Annotated in this window: 11 protein-coding genes and 1 pseudogene; 5 read left to right on the plus strand and 7 right to left on the minus strand. The window is 75.4% G+C overall.

The window, feature by feature from the left end:
* The 5 genes and pseudogenes from ACFTWP_RS30630 to ACFTWP_RS30650 form a co-directional block, all read right to left on the minus strand.
* A pseudogene (locus ACFTWP_RS30630) lies at positions 1 to 1,435 on the minus strand (hypothetical protein); the annotation flags it as partial.
* A 161-nt stretch (positions 1,436 to 1,596) separates the two neighbouring features.
* Positions 1,597 to 2,160, minus strand: a complete 564-nt coding sequence (locus ACFTWP_RS30635; protein ID WP_380268190.1) for a hypothetical protein — start codon at positions 2,158 to 2,160, stop codon at positions 1,597 to 1,599.
* A gap of 134 nt (positions 2,161 to 2,294) precedes the next feature.
* Positions 2,295 to 4,568: a hypothetical protein gene (locus ACFTWP_RS30640; protein WP_380268191.1), complete on the minus strand. Its 2,274-nt coding sequence runs from the start codon at positions 4,566 to 4,568 to the stop codon at positions 2,295 to 2,297.
* Between the two features lie 75 nt (positions 4,569 to 4,643).
* Positions 4,644 to 5,210, minus strand: coding sequence for a GNAT family N-acetyltransferase (locus ACFTWP_RS30645; RefSeq protein WP_380268192.1), 567 nt, complete (start codon positions 5,208 to 5,210; stop codon positions 4,644 to 4,646).
* Positions 5,211 to 5,414: 204 nt separating this feature from the next.
* Positions 5,415 to 5,870, minus strand: coding sequence for a MarR family winged helix-turn-helix transcriptional regulator (locus tag ACFTWP_RS30650; protein WP_380268193.1), 456 nt, complete (start codon positions 5,868 to 5,870; stop codon positions 5,415 to 5,417).
* A gap of 264 nt (positions 5,871 to 6,134) precedes the next feature.
* On the opposite strand from ACFTWP_RS30650, the gene ACFTWP_RS30655 reads away from it, so the two are divergent.
* Positions 6,135 to 7,592 carry an MFS transporter gene (locus ACFTWP_RS30655; protein WP_380268194.1) on the plus strand — a complete coding sequence of 486 codons (1,458 nt, stop codon included), beginning with the start codon at positions 6,135 to 6,137 and terminating at the stop codon, positions 7,590 to 7,592.
* Between the two features lie 120 nt (positions 7,593 to 7,712).
* On the opposite strand, the gene ACFTWP_RS30660 is transcribed toward ACFTWP_RS30655, so the two are convergent.
* Positions 7,713 to 8,426, minus strand: coding sequence for a helix-turn-helix domain-containing protein (locus ACFTWP_RS30660; protein WP_380268195.1), 714 nt, complete (start codon positions 8,424 to 8,426; stop codon positions 7,713 to 7,715).
* 462 nt (positions 8,427 to 8,888) lie between these two features.
* On the opposite strand from ACFTWP_RS30660, the gene ACFTWP_RS30665 reads away from it, so the two are divergent.
* On the plus strand, positions 8,889 to 9,740 hold the full coding sequence (locus ACFTWP_RS30665; protein ID WP_380268196.1) for a universal stress protein: 852 nt from the start codon (positions 8,889 to 8,891) through the stop codon (positions 9,738 to 9,740).
* A 179-nt stretch (positions 9,741 to 9,919) separates the two neighbouring features.
* On the opposite strand, the gene ACFTWP_RS30670 is transcribed toward ACFTWP_RS30665, so the two are convergent.
* Complete coding sequence (locus ACFTWP_RS30670) at positions 9,920 to 10,873, minus strand: LysR family transcriptional regulator (RefSeq protein WP_380268197.1); 954 nt, start codon at positions 10,871 to 10,873, stop codon at positions 9,920 to 9,922.
* Between the two features lie 83 nt (positions 10,874 to 10,956).
* On the opposite strand from ACFTWP_RS30670, the gene ACFTWP_RS30675 reads away from it, so the two are divergent.
* From ACFTWP_RS30675 to ACFTWP_RS30685, 3 genes are all read left to right on the plus strand, one after another.
* A complete protein-coding gene (locus ACFTWP_RS30675; RefSeq protein WP_380268198.1) occupies positions 10,957 to 11,871 on the plus strand; it encodes a DMT family transporter in 915 nt (304 codons plus the stop codon).
* Between the two features lie 239 nt (positions 11,872 to 12,110).
* Positions 12,111 to 16,529, plus strand: a complete 4,419-nt coding sequence (locus tag ACFTWP_RS30680) for an amino acid adenylation domain-containing protein (RefSeq protein ID WP_380268199.1) — start codon at positions 12,111 to 12,113, stop codon at positions 16,527 to 16,529.
* On the plus strand, positions 16,526 to 16,780 hold the full coding sequence (locus tag ACFTWP_RS30685) for an acyl carrier protein (RefSeq protein ID WP_380268200.1): 255 nt from the start codon (positions 16,526 to 16,528) through the stop codon (positions 16,778 to 16,780). The genes ACFTWP_RS30680 and ACFTWP_RS30685 overlap by 4 nt, the downstream gene beginning before the upstream one ends.
* Positions 16,781 to 16,785: the final 5 nt, after the last annotated feature.

Genomic DNA, 16,785 nt, shown 5'->3' on the forward strand with positions numbered 1-16,785 from the left:
TCCCCAGGCCGGAGCGGCCCGCGCCCGCGCCGCCGCCGGCGCCGGAGGCGACCCCGAGGCCGGAGCGCGTGGCGCCCGCGCGGGCCGCCGCGCCAGCCCCGGAGGCTCCGCCGATGCCTCGTCCACCCCCGCCGCCCGCTCCGAAGCCGCCGACACCGCCGCCACCGACACCCCGGCCGCCGGCCACCCGTCCGGCCGCGCCGGATCCGAGCGGACCGCCGCCTGGGCCGCGACCCGTTGCCGCGCCGCCGGCGAGCGTCCGACCGTACGCACCGGAAGCCCCGGCCGTCCGGGCGAGGGCCCCGGAGCTGCGCCCACCCGCTCCGGCGCCGCCCAGCCCGCCGAACGGCAGGGCGCCCAGGCCGGAGCCGAACGAGCCGGCGCCGAGACCGGATCCGGCGGAGCCTGCGCCGAGGCCGGCCGGTGACCAGGGGGAGAGCCCGCTGCCGGCCCGGCTGGGAATGGCAGTGTCCGTACCCGAACCACTGAATCCGGCCAGGTCGAGGCCCGGCGTGGTCCCCGTCCGGAAGGTCGGCAGGCCGGCGCCGCCACCACTGCCGGCCCCGCCACCGCCCGCGCCCAGGTCGATCGAGCGCCCGGCGGGCGTGGGTGCCTGGAACGGCTGCAGGGCGGCGAGTTGGGGCCGGTAGGTGCTCCCCGTGCCGCTGCCGCCGAAACCGTCCGGCGCGCCGGGGGCGTCCGGGCCGCCCGGCAGGCCAGCGACCGCGCCGGCGCCGCCGGCGCCATCGGGCAGCCCGAGGGCCGCGGCCGCGTCGAGACCGGTGCCGGGTGCCGTCAGGCTGCTGGGGTCGAACGCCGTCGAGCTCGCCGGCCCCGGGCGGGTCGCGGTGCCGCCTCCGCCGCCGGCACCGCCGCCGAGGGTGGCGACCTGGGCCGCACTGGTCATCCGCTCGACGTGCCCCGCGCTCTGCCTGAGCATCGAGTCGACGCTGGATCCGACCTGGCCGACGTAGGTGTTGTAGGTGTCCGCGGCCGTCTTGATCCCCTCGGACTGGGCGATGTCGTCGTGCTTGCCCGCCGGGTTCTGGTCCATGTAGTCCTTGGCGTAACGGAGTTCGCGGACCATCTCGTTCTTGGTCTGGGTGACCGCCTGCTGGGCGCCGCGCAGCGACTGCGCCATGGCCGTCCCGGCGTCCAGCGTGGTGGCGGCGTGCGACTGGTCACCGCTGGCGTACTTGCGCAGGTACCCCTCGAAGCTCTCGGCGGCGGCCCCGGACATGTGGGCCATCGCCCGGTTGGCGCTCGCCACGATGGCGCGCACCGCCGGTTCGGCCGCCCGGTTCCAGCCCTCCCAGGCCGCGGCGAGCTCCGCCAGCAGTTCCTCGTTGGCGTCGGGGAAGGTGATGGCGGAGCCGTGCTCGTTGCTCTGGACGATCTTGAGCACTTCGGCGAGGTCGGACGGCAGCTCGATCATGGCGCGTCGCTCTCTGGACTGGCCGCCCGGCCGGACGGCCCGGGGCGGAGGGGAGGGTGAGGAGGAGGGGGCGCCGCCGGACCCGCGCGAGGTGACGGATCGTCACATCACGTGCGGAGGAAGCGTCCACGACCGCGGGGCGGGCGTGGCGGCGAACGCCCTCAGATCAGCTGGTGCGATCCGCCGGCGCCCGTGCGCGGCTCGCGCTCCGTGTCGGCGTCGGTGCGGTCGTTGTACTCCAGGGTGGGCGCGTTCGGGTCCTGGTAGATCGCGGCGGGGGTCGCCGTCGGCGGCAGGAGTGCCACCGGCTCCTTGGGCGGCACGATCGGCGGCGGCTCGACCGTCGCCGCGGGGACGACGGCCGGCTGGTCGGACGCGCCCCGGCCGCCGTCCAGTTGCCGGACCTGATCCGCGTGCGCGGTGTCGGTCTCCCGGTAGCGACTGCACATCAGCTCCAGGTTGGCCGCGAGCTGAGCGGAGGTCACCAGGTAGCGGCGGACGCCCTCGAAGATCTGCTTCTGGTGGTCGGGCACCCCGCCGACCGCCGAAGTCCCGCCGGTGAGGGCCTTGCCGACGGCGTCCCGGCCGTAGGCGGCCGGCTGGATCTGCTTGATCACGGCCTCCAGGCGGGCGGCCGGGGCCTCGAGATCGGCGAGCGTGCTGCGGATCACCTTCGCCGCCGCCTCGACCTCGTCCAAATCGATCTGGAAGGACTTACCGCTCATCTGTGCCAACTCCGTTTCCCGGGCGTACGCCCGGCCCCACCCGGTCCGCCCGCCACACTGCACCGGACCTCTCAACGATCGATAAACGCGACCCCGCAGCTCGGAGCGCCGTCGCCCCGAGCCGATCCGGCGACTCAGAGCGTCGTCGCTCCGCCGGGGCCCACCACGTGCAGCCCCGAGTCGCCGAAGGCGATGGCCAGCGGGACTCTGTCCAGCCCGGCCTCGTTCAGCAGGGTTCCGCTGGCCAGGTGCCAGAGCCGCAGGGTCGATCCCGCGTCGCCCGCGGCCAACAGCACCTCGCCGTCGAGGTCCTGGCAGACCAGGCTGTGCACCGGCGCGTCGCCGCCGGTGAGGGAGGAGACGACGGCGCCGTCCGGAAGGTTCCAGACCTGGAGCGATCCGTCGCCGCGACCGCCCACCAGGACGTCGCTCGCGCCGATCCGGCCGAAGGCCAGCACCTGCACCCGCCCCGGCGCCGCGGCGATCTCGGCTCCGGGCCGGCCGTCCGACCCGTCCCACAGCCGGACCACGCCGTCGCCGCCGGCCGCCGCGATCGTGCGGCGCCCCGCGACCAGGCCCACGGCCAGCGCGGTGACCGCGTGCGGGCCGGCCGCCAACCGCAGCAGCGGCGCGCCGCCGAGGGCCTCCCGGACCCAGAGCGTGCCGTCCTCGCCGGCCGAGACCAGGACGGCGGGGCCGCCGTCCACCGGCTCGCCGAAGGCGAGACCGGTCACCGCTCCGCCGTGCGGCACGGGGACGGTCAGCGCCTTGGCGCCCCGGGGGTCCAGGCAGCGGACGGCGCCGGTGGCGGTGCCGCAGACGATCAGTGCGCGGTCGGCCGCCGCGCAGAGCGCGACGGAGGTGACCGGGCCGCCCTCCGGCGCCGCCGTGCGCAGTTCGGTGCGACCGACGGCGTCCCAGAGCCGGAGCGTGCCGTCCCCGTACCCGGCGGCGAGCACCGGCCGGCCGTCCAGCTCGGCGGCGGCCAGGGCGTTCAGCGGGAACATCTCACCCGGTGCGGCGCAGCTGCCCAGCGGGCGCGCGGTGACCGGGTCCCAGAGGGTGAGTCCGCCGCTCTCGTCGCCGACCGCCAGGACGGGAGCGCCGGCGAGTTCGACGGCGGCGAGTGCGGTGAGCCAGCCGCGCTCGGCGGGCCGGCCGCCCGACGCGGTACCGGTGTAGACGTCCCAGGTGCGGATCGTGCCGTCCAACGAGCAGGAGGCCAGCTGGGGTTCGCCGTCCACCGTGAGGAAGGCCAGTCCGGTCACCGAGCCGGAGTGCCCGGCCAGCGCCGCCACCGGCTGCCCGGTGGCGAGGTCCCAGAGCCGGATCACGCCGTCCATACCGGCCGAGGCCAGCACGGCCTGGTCTCCGAGGCTGAGCACCGCGAGCACGGTCACCCGGTCGGTGTGCCCGACCAGGAGGTGGAGCTGTTCCCCGGTGGAGGCGTCCCAGACCCGCACCACGGCGTCGTCGCCGGCGGCGGCCACCAGGTCGAGGTCCGCGCACCGGGCGTGGCAGAGGACGGCGGCGCCGTGGCCCCCGACCGGCAGCAGGCCCAGCGCGCGGCCGTCCTCGCCGTGCCAGGCCCTGACCTCGCCGGCGCGACCGGCGGAGAAGACCAGCGGCACTCCCTCGACCAGCCCGGCCGCGACCGCCTGGGCGCCCTCGCCGCCGGCCGTGCTGTGCAGCAGGGTCCCGGCGACGGCGTCCCAGACCTGCACCGCGCCGTCCTCGCCGCCGACGGCGAAGAGCTCGCGCTCCCCGGCCGAACCGAGTGCCATCGCGGTGGGCTGCACGCCGGCGTCGGCGTCCGATCCGCCGAGGGTGCCGGATCCGTCGAGGGCGGCCAGGCCGAAGCCCTCGCCGGGTTGGGCCAGTGCGTAGGCCGGTCGCCCGGCCACCGTGCCGAGGGCCGCCGTGGGCCGGCCGACGGCCTCCGCGGCGACGGGATCCGGCTGGTCCAGGATGATCAGGGCGGTGGGCAGCCGGCCCGGCGCCGCCTGGTCGAGGACCTGCGCGGCCAGTGCCTCCAGGGCGTTCCCGACACCGGGCAGCGGCGCGGCGCCGCCGTCCTCCCAGGTCAGGCTCTGCTCCCCCAGCAGGCCGGTGACGGTCAGTCGCCGGCCTGCGCCGCCGCCGGTGACCTGCTCGGGCGGGAGCCCGGGGGCGGCTCCGCGCAGTGCGCCGAGCACCCGGCCCAGCAGCCCCGGGTCGAGTCGCCCGGTCCGGACGGTGCGGATGTCACCCGTGCGCCGCTCCGCTCGCAGTGACCCGTCCGCGGCGACCGTCAACTCGACGCGGCCACCCGGAAGTTCCGGGCTCCCCGTGCTCAGCCGCAGTCCCCCGGCCGGACCGCCCTCGTCCGTGCCCTGCTCCAGCGGCGGAATGTCCGCTCCCCCCGACATGTCGTCGTCCTCCTCCACGGGTTTCCCCGTCAGTGCGTGTCCTGCTGCGAAGTCCCCGTGTCAGCTGCCTCGGCGTCAGCAGAGGTCCTCGGGGGCCAGGGTGGCGTACACGGCGTCGTGCAGCGCGTGGGTCCGGGAGCTGCGGAAGAGTCCCGGACGGAAGCCCGCGCGCCGGAAGCCGATATGCGCCCCAACCACCTGAACCGGCATATTATCTGCTGCGGCGTACGCGTCAATTCGGCGCAGCCCCAGGCACTCGAAGCCGAAGCGGCAGACCAGCCGGAGCGCGGAGGCGGCCGTCCGCAGGCTCCGGGCCTCGGGCAGCAGCCAGATGGCGGCCTCGGCCGCGCCCTCCGCGGGTCTCAGGTCGACCAATTCGGCCCAGCCCACGGCGGGCCCGGGGCCGAGGGCCACCGAGAAGTAGGCGGCCCGGTCCTCGGCCCAGAGCAGGGCGGGCACCTCTTCGAGCCATTCCTTGGCCGCGTCGCGGTCCCGGTGGGGGATCACGCCCTGCATGAACTCGCGCACCAGCGGATCGCGGGTGCCCGCGAGCAGGGTGTCGGCGTCGTCGGCGCCGGGCCGGCGGATCGTCACGGCGCCGTCCGTCAACGAGGGCGTCGGGATCGAGCTCAGAAGGCGCACGATCTCCCCCTTCGCGCCGATGAGGGGTCATCAGATCATCTCTACGCGCGGAGATCAAGCCGGGCCCCGGAAGCCCGCGAGGGCCCTCCGTTCCGCGCCCCGAGGACCGTTCGCGCAGCGGCGCAGCCGCCGGAGGCCGACCGACCACCTGACCGTCCGACCGCCGCCGGCCGCCGGCGGAGCCACCCGACCGGAGGGCCCGGCTCAGGGGCGCGGCCAGGGGCGCCCGCCGAGACGCTCGATCCCGGCGTTGAAGCGCCGCAGCATGCCGGCGAAGAGGGCGATGTCCTCGTCCGTCCAGTCGGCCATCACCCGGTCGAGACTGCGGACCGTGCCGGCCCGCTCCTCGTCGAGGATGCGCGCGCCCTCGGCGGTGATGCGGAACTTCCTGGCCATCCCGCCCGCCGGGTCGGGGATGCGCTCCACCAGCCCGGCGCGCCGCGCGGCCGTGGTCTGCCGGTTGAGGGTGGAGGCGTCGAGGTCGAACGCGTCGCTGAGTTCGCCGATCGACATCGGCCCCTGGACCCGGATCCGGCTCAGCAGGATGTAGGCGCTGCGTTCGAGCTGGCCGTCCTTGCGGCGTCCGCCCCCGTGGCCGCGGAGCCCGTGCCGGCTGAGCAGCATCTGCTCGTACTCGACCTCGTGGGTGGGTCTGACCATGGTCCCGCCGCCTCCTCGCCGGTCGCCGGCACCTCGCGCCCCCGGCCGGCCCGATCCGCCTGCCGCTCCCTCCCAGTATGCATCAGACACAGCATATGCATGATGCACAGCTCATGTATGCTGCATCTCCTGGCTCGGCGGACGGCCCGCCCACGGACGACCCACCCCACGGACGGACGGCCCGACGCACGCCCCGCCCGCCAGCACCCCCAGACCCCACCCGGCAGACAGCCAGCCCGGCAGACAGCTCAGGAGCTCTCCTCGATGGACGCCTCTCAACGTTCGGCACAATCCGGCGGCGTGATCGCCACGCTGGCCTTCGCCGGCACGGTCGCCGCGATCATGCAGACCCTGGTCACCCCGCTCATCGCCGACCTCCCGCAGATCCTGCACACCAGCCCCTCGAACGCCGCCTGGGTCATCACCGTCACCCTGCTGGTCTCCGCCGTCTGCGTGCCGGTCTCCGGGCGCCTGGGCGACATGGTGGGCAAGCGCCGGATGCTGCTCGTGTGCTCGGTGCCGCTGGTGGCCGGCTCGGTGGTGTGCGCGCTCGCCTCCTCCGTCGTCCCCATGATCATCGGGCGCGGTCTGCAGGGCATGGGCATGGGCATGGTGCCGCTGGGCATCGCCCTGCTGCGCGACGTCGTCCCGGCCGAGAAGCTCAGCTCCTCGATCGCGCTGGTCAGCGCGTCGATGGGGATCGGCGGCGGCCTCGGCCTGCCGATCGCCGCGGCGGTCGCCCAGTACGCGAACTGGCGGGTGCTGTTCTGGGGCGCGGCCGTCCTGGCCCTGACGGTCTCCACCCTGATCTGGTTCCTGATCCCGGAGGTGCCGGCGGGTGCCCGGGGTCAGCGCTTCGACCTGCTCGGCGCGCTCGGTCTCGGCGTCGGCCTGGTCGCCCTGCTGCTGGCGGTCTCCAAGGGCGCCGACTGGGGCTGGGCCTCCGCCACCACGATCGGCATGTTCGCCACCTCCGTCGTCGTGCTGGCGGCCTGGGGCCTGTGGGAGGTCCGCACCAAGGACCCGCTGGTCGACCTGCGCACCACCGCCCGCCCGCGGGTGCTGTTCACCAACATCGCCTCGGTCTTCGTCGGCTTCGGCATGTACGCCAGCATGCTGATCGTCCCCCAGCTGCTGCAGTTCCCGGAGGCCACCGGCTACGGGCTGGGCCAGTCGATGCTCGCGGCCGGCCTGTGGATGGCACCCGGCGGCATCATGATGATGATCGTCTCGCCGTTCGGCGGGAAGCTCACCAACGCCCGCGGCCCGAAGTTCACGCTGATCAGCGGCGTCCTGGTGATCGCCGCCGGCTACGGGCTCTCGCAGGCCCTGATGGGCTCGGCCTGGGGGCTGATGGTGGTCACCATGGTCATCAGCAGCGGCGTCGGCCTCGCCTACGGCGCGATGCCCGCCCTCATCATGAGCGCGATCCCGGTCGCCGAGACCGCCGCCGCCAACGGCTTCAACACGCTCATGCGCGCACTCGGCACCTCGATCGGCGCCGCCGTGATCGGCACGGTCCTCTCCCAGATGACCACCACCATGGGCGGCCGCGCCTTCGCCTCCGAGAGCGGCTTCCGCACCGGCCTGCTCATCGGGCTCGGCGTCGCCCTGGTCGCGGCGGCCGTCGCCGCCGTGATCCCGGCGGTCCGCGGCGGAGCGGCGCAGGACGAACCGGCCGCTCCCACCGCCGAACGCGAGCCGGCCGCCGTGGAGGGCTGACCGCCCCGCCCGTAGCGCCCCGAGGTCCGTCCGCTGCGCGCAGGCCCTGCGCGCGGCGGACGGGCCTCACCGTGCGCGGGGGTGGGCGGTGACCGATCGGGTCGCCGGGCCGCCTCCCGTTCACTGCGCGGACGGCCGGTCCACGTCGACCGTCCCGATGCGGCGGCCGGTCACCCGCTCCGGGCGGATCCGGACCCACCGCGGGCGGTTGCCGCCGACCCACGGCGGGCTGCCGAACTCGACCTGGAGCCCGTCCAGCAGCCGGATCGCCCCGGGGTCGTCCACGAGCTCGGCCGCTCCGGTGAGGAGGACGCTCCAGCCGCCGGCCAGCCGGTCGTCCACGCGGTCGACCTCGAAGGACACCGCCGCGCCGGCCGCGGGCTCGGCCGCGCCGCCCGGATCGGTGCGGTAGGCGAGGGCCCGGTCGGCGACCAGGTAGTTGACCGGCAGGACGACTGGCCCGCCCGGGGCCGGCAGCGCGACCCGCCCGACGCCGTGCCCTCCGAGTCGATCCCAGCACTCCTCCTCGGAGAGGTGGACGAGCACCGGGTGCGGGGCCGCCGGGCCCTGTCCGGGCGGTGGGTCGGCCCGGCCCTCGAGCAGTTCGCGGTAGCCGACGCCGAGTGCCGCGGCGATCCGCAGCAGCCCGCCCGCGTCGAAACCCGGGCCCGCCTGGACGAGGTTGCGCAGGTACGCGGGCGCCATGCCCGCCCGGTTGGCGAGCGCCTCCTCGGAGAGGCGGAGCTGGGCCCGGCGCTCTGCGATCCGCCGGCCGAGGTCGGCCGGATCCGGCCGGGGCGGGGGCTGCGCGTCGTACTCGGTTCCGGCGTTCACGGAATCCTCCTCGCCACTGGACGGCCCGGCCACGACCGGGATCCGCCGCGTTCGACCGCCTCGGGGCAGCGTCCCGGCCCGGACGGTCGCCCCGGTCCGGACGGTCCACCGGGTCCGCCGCGGGCCGTCCGACGTCGCGGGCCCGCGGCGAACGGCCGTGGGTGCGGATCGCACGGAGCGGGCCCGGGCCCCTCCAGGATCCGCCCGCCGGGTGGTTCCGACCAGCGGCGCACGGCCCGGCGGAGGGGACCGGACGGCCCCGCCCCGCAGCGGGCCCGCCCACCGGGACGGAGCCCGCCCGCTCGCCCGTCCGGGTCGGTCCGCCGCTCCTCGCGCTGCCCGGCGCACCCCGGCGGCATAGCCTGGGACCCAGGCCGCCCCCGGCGCGGCCGGCGGTACGGCACCGCCCCGGAATCCGGAGGCGCGGTACGGCACCGCCCCCGGGATGCGGAGGATTCGGCGATGACAAACCCCGTGGTCGTAGGCGTCGACGCGTCGGAGTCCAGCGGACACGCCCTCGAATGGGCCGCCGACGAGGCGTGGCTGCGCCACCGGCCGCTGCACCTGCTCCACGCGTGGGCCGGCGAGCAGGACGAGGCACCCGGCGCAGGGCCGCCGGACGGATCCGACGGCGAGCGCCTGCTGGCCACGGCGTCCGAGCAGGCGCTGCTGCGCCACCCGGGGCTGAGCGTCACGACCGAGCTGGCCGACCGGCCGGCCCGCGAGGCCCTCGCCGACGCCGCCGACAGGGCCGAGCTCCTGGCCCTCGGCGCACGCGGCTCCGGCGGCTTCTCCCGCCTCCTGCTCGGCTCGACCTCGCTCCATGCGGCCGCGTCGGCCCGCTGCCCGGTCGTCGTGGTCCGGCCGGTCCCGGCGGGTCCGCTCCAGGGCGGGGTGCTCGTCGGCCTCCAGGGGGACGGCCGGGACGACCGCCCGCTCGCCTTCGCCTTCGAGGCCGCGCAGCGCCGCAACCTGCCGCTGACGGCCGTCCACGCCTGGTCGTACCCGCTGGTCAGCGGCCCGAACCACGCCCTGCCGCCGGTCTACGAGGAGGGGCACATCGTGGACCAGCAGGAGCGCTTGCTCGCCGAGCTGACCGCCCAGTGGCGCCAGCAGTACCCGGACACCGTCGTCACCACGTCCGCGGTCCGCGGCGGCGCAGCCAAGGAGCTGGTCACCTCCTCCCGGAGCCAGCAGTTGCTCGTGGTGGGCCGCAGCCGCGAGCCGCACGGGCCGCTGGGTCGGCTGGGCTCGACCAGCCAGGCGGTCGTGCAGCACGCGCAGTGCCCGGTGGCCGTCGTTCCGGACGCCTGATCGCCCCGCGCCCGGCCGCGCGGCACCGCCCGGGCGGGATAGGAGTCCGGTCCGGGATAGGAGTCCTGTCGGGCTAGGACTCCGGTCGGGATGGGAGTCCGGTCGGGCTAGGAGTCCGCCCGCACGCACGGGTTCGGCCCCGCCGGCCACGCGTCACCCGACGTGGGCGGGTGCGCCGTTCACCGCCGGGCGGGAGCGCCCGCGGGTTCGGCGGGCGCCGACCGGCCCGGGTCGGGGGCGGACCCGCCGGTGAGCAGGTCGAGGAGGAGGGCCAGCGGCGGCCAGTGGCCCCGGCCGCGGCGGACGAGGGTGTGGGCGCGCAGGACGACGTCCGGGCGGGTGAGGGGGAGGATCCGCACACCCGGCCGGGTCACCCGGTCGGCGGGCAGCAGCCCGACGCCCAGCCCGGCGACGATCATGTCCTCGACGAGTTCGAGACTGTCGGCCTGGTGGGTGACGCGCGGTTCGAAGCCCGCCGTCGAGGCCAGCACGCGGATCACGTCCTCGTCGGCGCTGTTGCGGGAGTTGCCGATCCAGTCGTGTCCGCGGAACCCGGCGAAGACCGCCGCCGCCTCGCCCCCGGTCCTCTCCGTGCCCCCCGGGTCGGGGTCGGAGACCCCGAGACCGAAGGCCGTGGACCAGAGCGGGACCGACTCCAGGGCGCGGTCGGCAGCCGCCGGGGCGAGGTTGTAGTCGTAGCTCAGGGCGAGGTCGACCTCGTCGGCGGCCAGCAAGGCGGTGGCCTCCGCCGGCTCGTGCTCGCGGACGACCAGCCGCACCCGCGGGTGCGTGTCGGCCAGCCGGGTGATGATCGGCAGCAGCGAGTGCCGGATCGCGGTGGCGAAGCCCGCGACGCGCACCGTCCCGGCGGGTACCGCGCCGGGGTCGAGGTCGGCGTGCGCCGCCTCGTGCGCCGCGAGGATCGTGACGGCGTGCTCGGCGAGCCGGCGCCCCGCCGGGGTGAGCCTGACCCGGCGTCCGTCCGGTTCGATCAGGGTCGTCCCGTACTCGGTGGCGAGCACCGCGATCTGCTGGGAGACGGTCGAGGTGGTGGTGCCGAGCTGCTCGGCCACCTCGCGCATGGACCCGAGCCGGGACAGTTCGAGCAGCAGCCGCAGGCGACGCGTTTCCATCCGCCCATCATCCACAATCGACGAACGGTATGTCCATCATCGGCACGTGGACATGGACGATCCTCGCTGCGTCTACTGAGGACGTGACCGCCTCGCCCTCCTCCCCCGCGCGCACCGGCGCGCTGATGACCCTCGGCTCGATGTGCTTCGCCCAACTCGGACTGGGCCTCTCCGTGGGCCTGTTCGACCAGGCCGGCGCCCAGGGCACGGTCTGGCTGCGGCTGGCCTGGGCGGGCGTGCTGCTGCTCGCCCTGGTGCGCCCCCGTCCGTCCTGGTTCACCCGGTCCGGCCTGGCGGCCTGCGTACTGCTCGGGGTGGTGACCGCCGCGATGATGACGCTCTTCGTCGCCGCGGTCGAGCGCCTTCCGCTGGGCACCGCGAGCGCCCTGGAGTTCCTCGGCCCGCTCACCGTGGCGGTGGCCCGCGGACGCCGCGGCGGAGCACTGTGGCCCGTCCTGGCCGCGGCCGGAGTGCTGCTGCTCACCGAACCCTGGCACGCCGGCGCCGATCCGGCCGGCGTCGCCTTCGCCCTGGGCGCCGCGGCCTGTTGGGCGGCCTACATCCTGCTGACCCAGCGGGTCGGCGACGAGGCCTCGGGGATCAGGGCGCTCGCGGTCACCCTGCCGGTGGCGGCGCTGGTGACGACGCCCTTCGCCGGCCCGTCGACGGCAGGCCGCCTCAGCTGGCAGCTGCTGCTCGCCGGCCTCGGGCTGGCCGTGCTGCTGCCGGTGCTCCCGCTCGTCCTGGAACTGCTGTCCCTGCGCCTGCTGACCACCGCCGCGTTCGGCACGCTGATGGCGCTGGAGCCCGCCATCGCCGTCCTGGTGGGTCTCGTCCTGCTGCACGAAGTCCCGGGTGCCGGCGCCGTCACCGGGATCGTCCTGGTGGTCGCCGCGGGCGTCGGCGCGGAGCGCGGCGGAGCCAGGGCGGGCGTGCCCGCCCCGGCCGTGGAGGGCGGGCCGGTCCACCCGGCGGAGCGCCGCGAAGCGGTGCGGTGACGGCGGGCCGGTGCCCTCCCGCCCGCGCGGGGCACCGGCCGCGGCGGGGGAACGCGCTGGTCGGCCCCGCCGTCGGTCCGGTCCGACCCGGCGGATCCGACGGATCGCCGGGGCCGGTCCGGCTGTTGGCGTGGTTCGGACATGGCGGATTCCGGCAGACTCGACCGCGTTGTCCCGCAACCATCCGGTTGCTTCACTTGCCTGTGACCGATCACCGATCTCAGGAGGCGGGCCACCGAATGACAGCAGACGCCCACGCGGCCTTCCCGTTGACGGAAATCCAGTACGCGTACTGGGTGGGCCGGGGACCGAACTTCGTCCTGGGAAACGTCGCTCCGCACGCCTACTTCGAGATGGAGGGCCGGCGCCTGGACCCGGCGCTGCTCTCGCGCAGTTGGCGTCGACTGCTGGAGCGCCACGACATGCTCCGGGCGGTCGTCCACAAGGACGGGCGCCAACAGGTCCTGCCCGAGGCGCCGGCGTTCGAGGTCGGCTTGGAGGACCTCTCCGACGCCGACCCCGCCGTCGCGGCCGAGCGGCTCGCCGCCACCCGGGCCGACATGTCCGAGCGGGTCTACGACCCCGCCGTCTGGCCGCTCTTCGACATCCGGATCAGCCGGCTCGCCGACCACGACCGGCTGCACGTCAGCCTGGACCTGCTGATGGTCGACCTGGCCAGCATCACCCTGCTGTTCACCGAGTGGAGCGGGCTCTGCCAGGACGAGAACCTGGAGCTGCCGCCGATCAACGTCACCTTCCGCGACTACGTGACGGCCCTGGAGCAGGGCACCGACGCGCCGCGCTACAAGAGGTCCCTCGACTACTGGGCCTCGCGCGCCGAGACGCTGGCCCCGCCACCCGAACTGCCGCTGGCCAAACCGCCGGTGCAGATCCACAAGCCCCGGTTCACGCACCGCGAGTACCACCTGCCGCCCGACGAGTGGCAGTGCTTCCAGCGGCTCGCCGAGCAGCGCGGACTGACGCCGACCGCGGTGCTCGCGACCGTCTTCGCCGAGGTGCTCGCCACCTGGAGCGGCACCCCGCGCTTCAGCCTGAACCTCACCGTCTTCAACCGGCTGCCGCTGCTGCTCGCCGAGAACGAGCGCGGCTACCGCACGGTCCACCCCCATCTGCGGCGCGTGGTCGGTGACTTCACCTCGATCTGCCTGCTGGAGATGGACACCACCGGCGACCTGCCGCTGACCGACCTGGCCGCCCGCACCCAGACCCAGCTCCAGCACGACCTGCGCCACCGGTACGTGAGCGCCCTGCACACCCTGCGCGAGCGCCGCCGGCGCGGCCTCCAGACCGGATTCGAGGGCATGCCGGTGGTGTTCACCAGCGGCCTCGGCACGGTCTCGGACGCCTCCGGGCCGATGGAGTACTTCGGCGACATCAGCTACCGGCTCAGCCAGACCCCGCAGATCTGGCTCGACCACCAGGTGCTCGACGTCACCGGCTCGCTCGACCTCACCTGGGACGCGGTCGAGGAGCTCTTCCCCGAGGGCGTCCTCGACGACATGTTCGCGGCCTACTGCGCCGCCGTCCAGCGGCTCACCCGGGAGGACACCTGGGACACCGCCCTCGTCATCCCCTTGCCGGAGCACCAGCTCACCCTGCGCGAAGCCGCCAACGACACCGCGGGCGAGGCCCCCCGGGGCCTGCTGCACGAGGCCCTGTTCCGGGGCGCGCAGGCCCACCCCGACCGGCCCGCCGTCCTGCACGGCTCCGGCTCCGTGAGCTACCGCGAGCTCGCCGCGCAGGCCGCCGCGGTCGCCGACGACATCGCCCGGCTGACCGAGGAGCCGCCGCGGGACCGCCTGGTCGGCATCACCCTGCCCAAGGGGCCGGGCCAGATCGCCGCCGCCCACGGGGTGCTGCTGGCCTCGGCCGCCTACCTCCCGGTCGGCCCCTCCCTGCCCGCCCGGCGCCGGCAGGAGCTGTTCGCGAGCGGCGAGGCCCTGGCCGTGGTCACCGACCGGGAGCACGCCGACCGGCTGGAGTGGCCGGCCGACCTCCCCCGGCTGCACTGCGAGGGCCCCGCCGCCGAACCGGACGGACCACGGCCGCCGGCCACCGCGCCCGGCGGGGCCGGTGCGCCCGCCGACCTCGCGTACGTGCTCTACACCTCCGGGTCGACCGGGCTCCCCAAGGGCGTGATGATCGAGCACCGCGCGGCGCTCAACACCGTCGCGGACATCAACGAGCGTTTCGCCGTCGGCCCGGACGACCGGCTCTTCGGCCTCGCCGACCTGGGCTTCGACCTGTCGGTGTACGACGTCTTCGGCAGCATGGCGGCCGGCGCCGCCCTCGTCCTGCCGGACGAGGACAAGCGCCGCGAGCCCTCGCACTGGGCCGACCTGATGGACCGTCACGGTGTCACCGTGTGGAACTCGGTGCCCGCCCAGATGCAGATGCTGGTCGAGCACCTGGAGGACGCCGACACCGTGCCGGCCGCACTGCGGCTGGTCCTGCTCAGCGGTGACTGGATCCCCCTCGACCTGCCCGACCGGATCCTCGCGCTCTGGCCGGACGCCCGGGTGATCAGCCTCGGCGGCGCCACCGAGGCGTCGATCTGGTCCAACTGGCACCCCGCCGAGGACGTCGCCCCGGACGCGCCGAGCATCCCGTACGGCCGGCCGCTGCGGAACCAGGCCTTCCACGTCCTGGACGCGCAGCTGCGGCCCTGCCCCGTCTGGGTGCCCGGTGAGCTGTACATCGCCGGCGCCGGCCTGGCCCGGGGGTACTGGCGTGACGCCGAGCGCACCGCCGCGAGCTTCGTCCACCACCCGGTCACCGGCGAACGGCTCTATCGGACGGGCGACTTCGGCCGCTACCTGCCGGACGGCGTGCTCCAGTTCCTCGGCCGGCGGGACGGCCAGGTCAAGATCGGCGGGCACCGGATCGAGTGCGGCGAGGTGGAGGCCGTCCTCGCCCGGCACCCCGGCGTGGAGTCGGCGGTGGTGGTGAAGTCCGCCGAGGAGGGCACGAGCGCCAAGCTGCTCGGCTTCGTCGTACCGGACCGGACCGAAGGCTCGCTGCTGCGGACGGAGACCGCCGACCCGGCCGAGACCGCCCGATGTCGCCGCGCCCTGCAGGAGACCGCCCGGGTGCCGGCGCCCGGCCCCGGCAGCGAGGAACTCCGCACCGCCTGGGCCGCACTGGACGACGTGTACGCCGCCGCCGTGGCCGCCGCCTTCCGGGCCCTCGGCCTGCCGCACCGGCCCGGCGAGCGCTTCGACCCGGCCGCCGCGCTGGCCGCCGGCGTCGCCCCCCGCTACGAGCGCTGGCTGACCCGCGCGGTCGGCGTGCTCTGCGAACGCGGCATGCTGCGCCGCACACCGCACGGCCTGGAGGTGACCCGGACCCTCCCCGCGCTGATCGCCGAGCCGGTCGCCGAGAACGCCCAACAGGCCCTGCGCCGGACCCTTGAGGTGCCGGACGACCTGATCGACTGGATGCTCTCGCTGGCCGGCGGTCTCGCCGACATCCTCACCCAGTCCATGCACTCGGCCGAGCTGTACGCCTCCGACCGCACACCCGAGGTCTACGCCCGGCTGTTCGGGCCCGCCTACCACGTCGCCACCGAGGCCGTGCGCCGCCTCGTGGCCGACCGGCCCGCGGACCGCCCGCTGCGGATCCTGGAGGTGGGCGGCGGCTACGGCACGCTGACCCGCCACCTGCTGCCCCTGCTGCCCGCGGACCGCACGGACTACCTCTTCACCGACATCTCCCCGTACTTCACCGACCGGGCCCGGGAGGTCTTCGGCGCCTACGAGTTCCTGCGCCCCGGGCTCTTCAACCTCGACCAGGCCCCCGAACTCCAGGGCCACGAAGGGCTGTCGGTCGACCTCGTGATCGCGGCGAGCGTGCTGCACGACATCCGCCGGATCGGCCCCGGACTCGAAACGCTCCGGTCGGTCCTCGCGCCCGGCGGCACCCTGCTGATGGTCGAACAGACGGCCTTCCACCCGTGGTTCGACCTCACGATGGGGCTGCAGCAGGGCTTCGACGGCTACGAGGACACCGAACTGCGCGACTGGGGGCACCCGTTGCTCGACCGCGCCCGCTGGGCGGGCCTGCTCACCGCCACCGGGTTCGGCGACACCACCGTGCTCACCCGGGACGGGGACGGCCCCGCCTCGGTGGGCTTCGACGTCATCGCCGCCCAGGGCCCGCTGACCGTACGCCGCTTCGACCGCGAGGCCCTGCGGGAGTACACCGCCGAGCGGCTGCCCAAGCACATGGTCCCGACCCGGCTGCTCGCCCTCGACCGGCTCCCGCTGAGCCGCACCGGCAAGGTCGACCGCGGCGCCCTCGCCAAGGCGGGAGCCCGCCGGGTGGGCCGCAGCCGGGCCGTGCGTCCGCCCGAGACCGACCGCCAGTTGAAGATCGTCGAGATCTACCGCGCCGTCCTCGGCCTCGCCCAGGTGGACCTCGCCGACGACTTCCTGGAGGCCGGCGGGGACTCGCTGCTCGCCGCCCGCATCTCGGCCGCCCTGCAGCGGACCTTCGGCATCGAGGTGCCGGTCGGGACCATCCTGCAGCACCCCACCGTGGCCGCGCTCGACACCTGGCTGGAACCGCTGCTCGGCCCGGCCGCACCACTGGACGACCGGCCGACGACCGGCACCGTCGGAAGCGAGGGGACGGCATGACCCGGCAACAGCTGATCGACTGGTTGCGGGACTACCTGGCGGACCTGCTCGACGTCACGCCGGAGGAGGTGGGCACCGACATCCCGCTCGACCACCTCGGGGTCGACTCGGCCACCACCCTCGTGCTGAGCGCGGACCTGACCGCCCGGACCGGGCGGGAGACCCGGCCCGGCGAGATCCTCGACCACCCCACCATCGAGCGGCTGGCCGACCACCTCAGCGGCTCCGACCAGCCGGCCGGGACGAGGTGACGCGG

Origin of the sequence: Kitasatospora sp. NPDC057015 (genome assembly GCF_042673745.1) — a bacterium.
GTDB lineage: Bacteria > Actinomycetota > Actinomycetes > Streptomycetales > Streptomycetaceae > Kitasatospora.

Bases quoted from the DNA above. Each gene is read 5' to 3' on its own strand.
- ACFTWP_RS30635 (WP_380268190.1), bottom strand. From the start codon at position 2,160: ATGAGCGGTAAGTCCTTCCAGATCGATTTGGACGAGGTCGAGGCGGCG.
- ACFTWP_RS30640 (WP_380268191.1), bottom strand. From the start codon at position 4,568: ATGTCGGGGGGAGCGGACATTCCGCCGCTGGAGCAGGGCACGGACGAG.
- ACFTWP_RS30650 (WP_380268193.1), bottom strand. From the start codon at position 5,870: ATGGTCAGACCCACCCACGAGGTCGAGTACGAGCAGATGCTGCTCAGC.
- ACFTWP_RS30655 (WP_380268194.1), top strand. From the start codon at position 6,135: ATGGACGCCTCTCAACGTTCGGCACAATCCGGCGGCGTGATCGCCACG.
- ACFTWP_RS30665 (WP_380268196.1), top strand. From the start codon at position 8,889: ATGACAAACCCCGTGGTCGTAGGCGTCGACGCGTCGGAGTCCAGCGGA.
- ACFTWP_RS30670 (WP_380268197.1), bottom strand. From the start codon at position 10,873: ATGGAAACGCGTCGCCTGCGGCTGCTGCTCGAACTGTCCCGGCTCGGG.
- ACFTWP_RS30680 (WP_380268199.1), top strand. From the start codon at position 12,111: ATGACAGCAGACGCCCACGCGGCCTTCCCGTTGACGGAAATCCAGTAC.
- ACFTWP_RS30685 (WP_380268200.1), top strand. From the start codon at position 16,526: ATGACCCGGCAACAGCTGATCGACTGGTTGCGGGACTACCTGGCGGAC.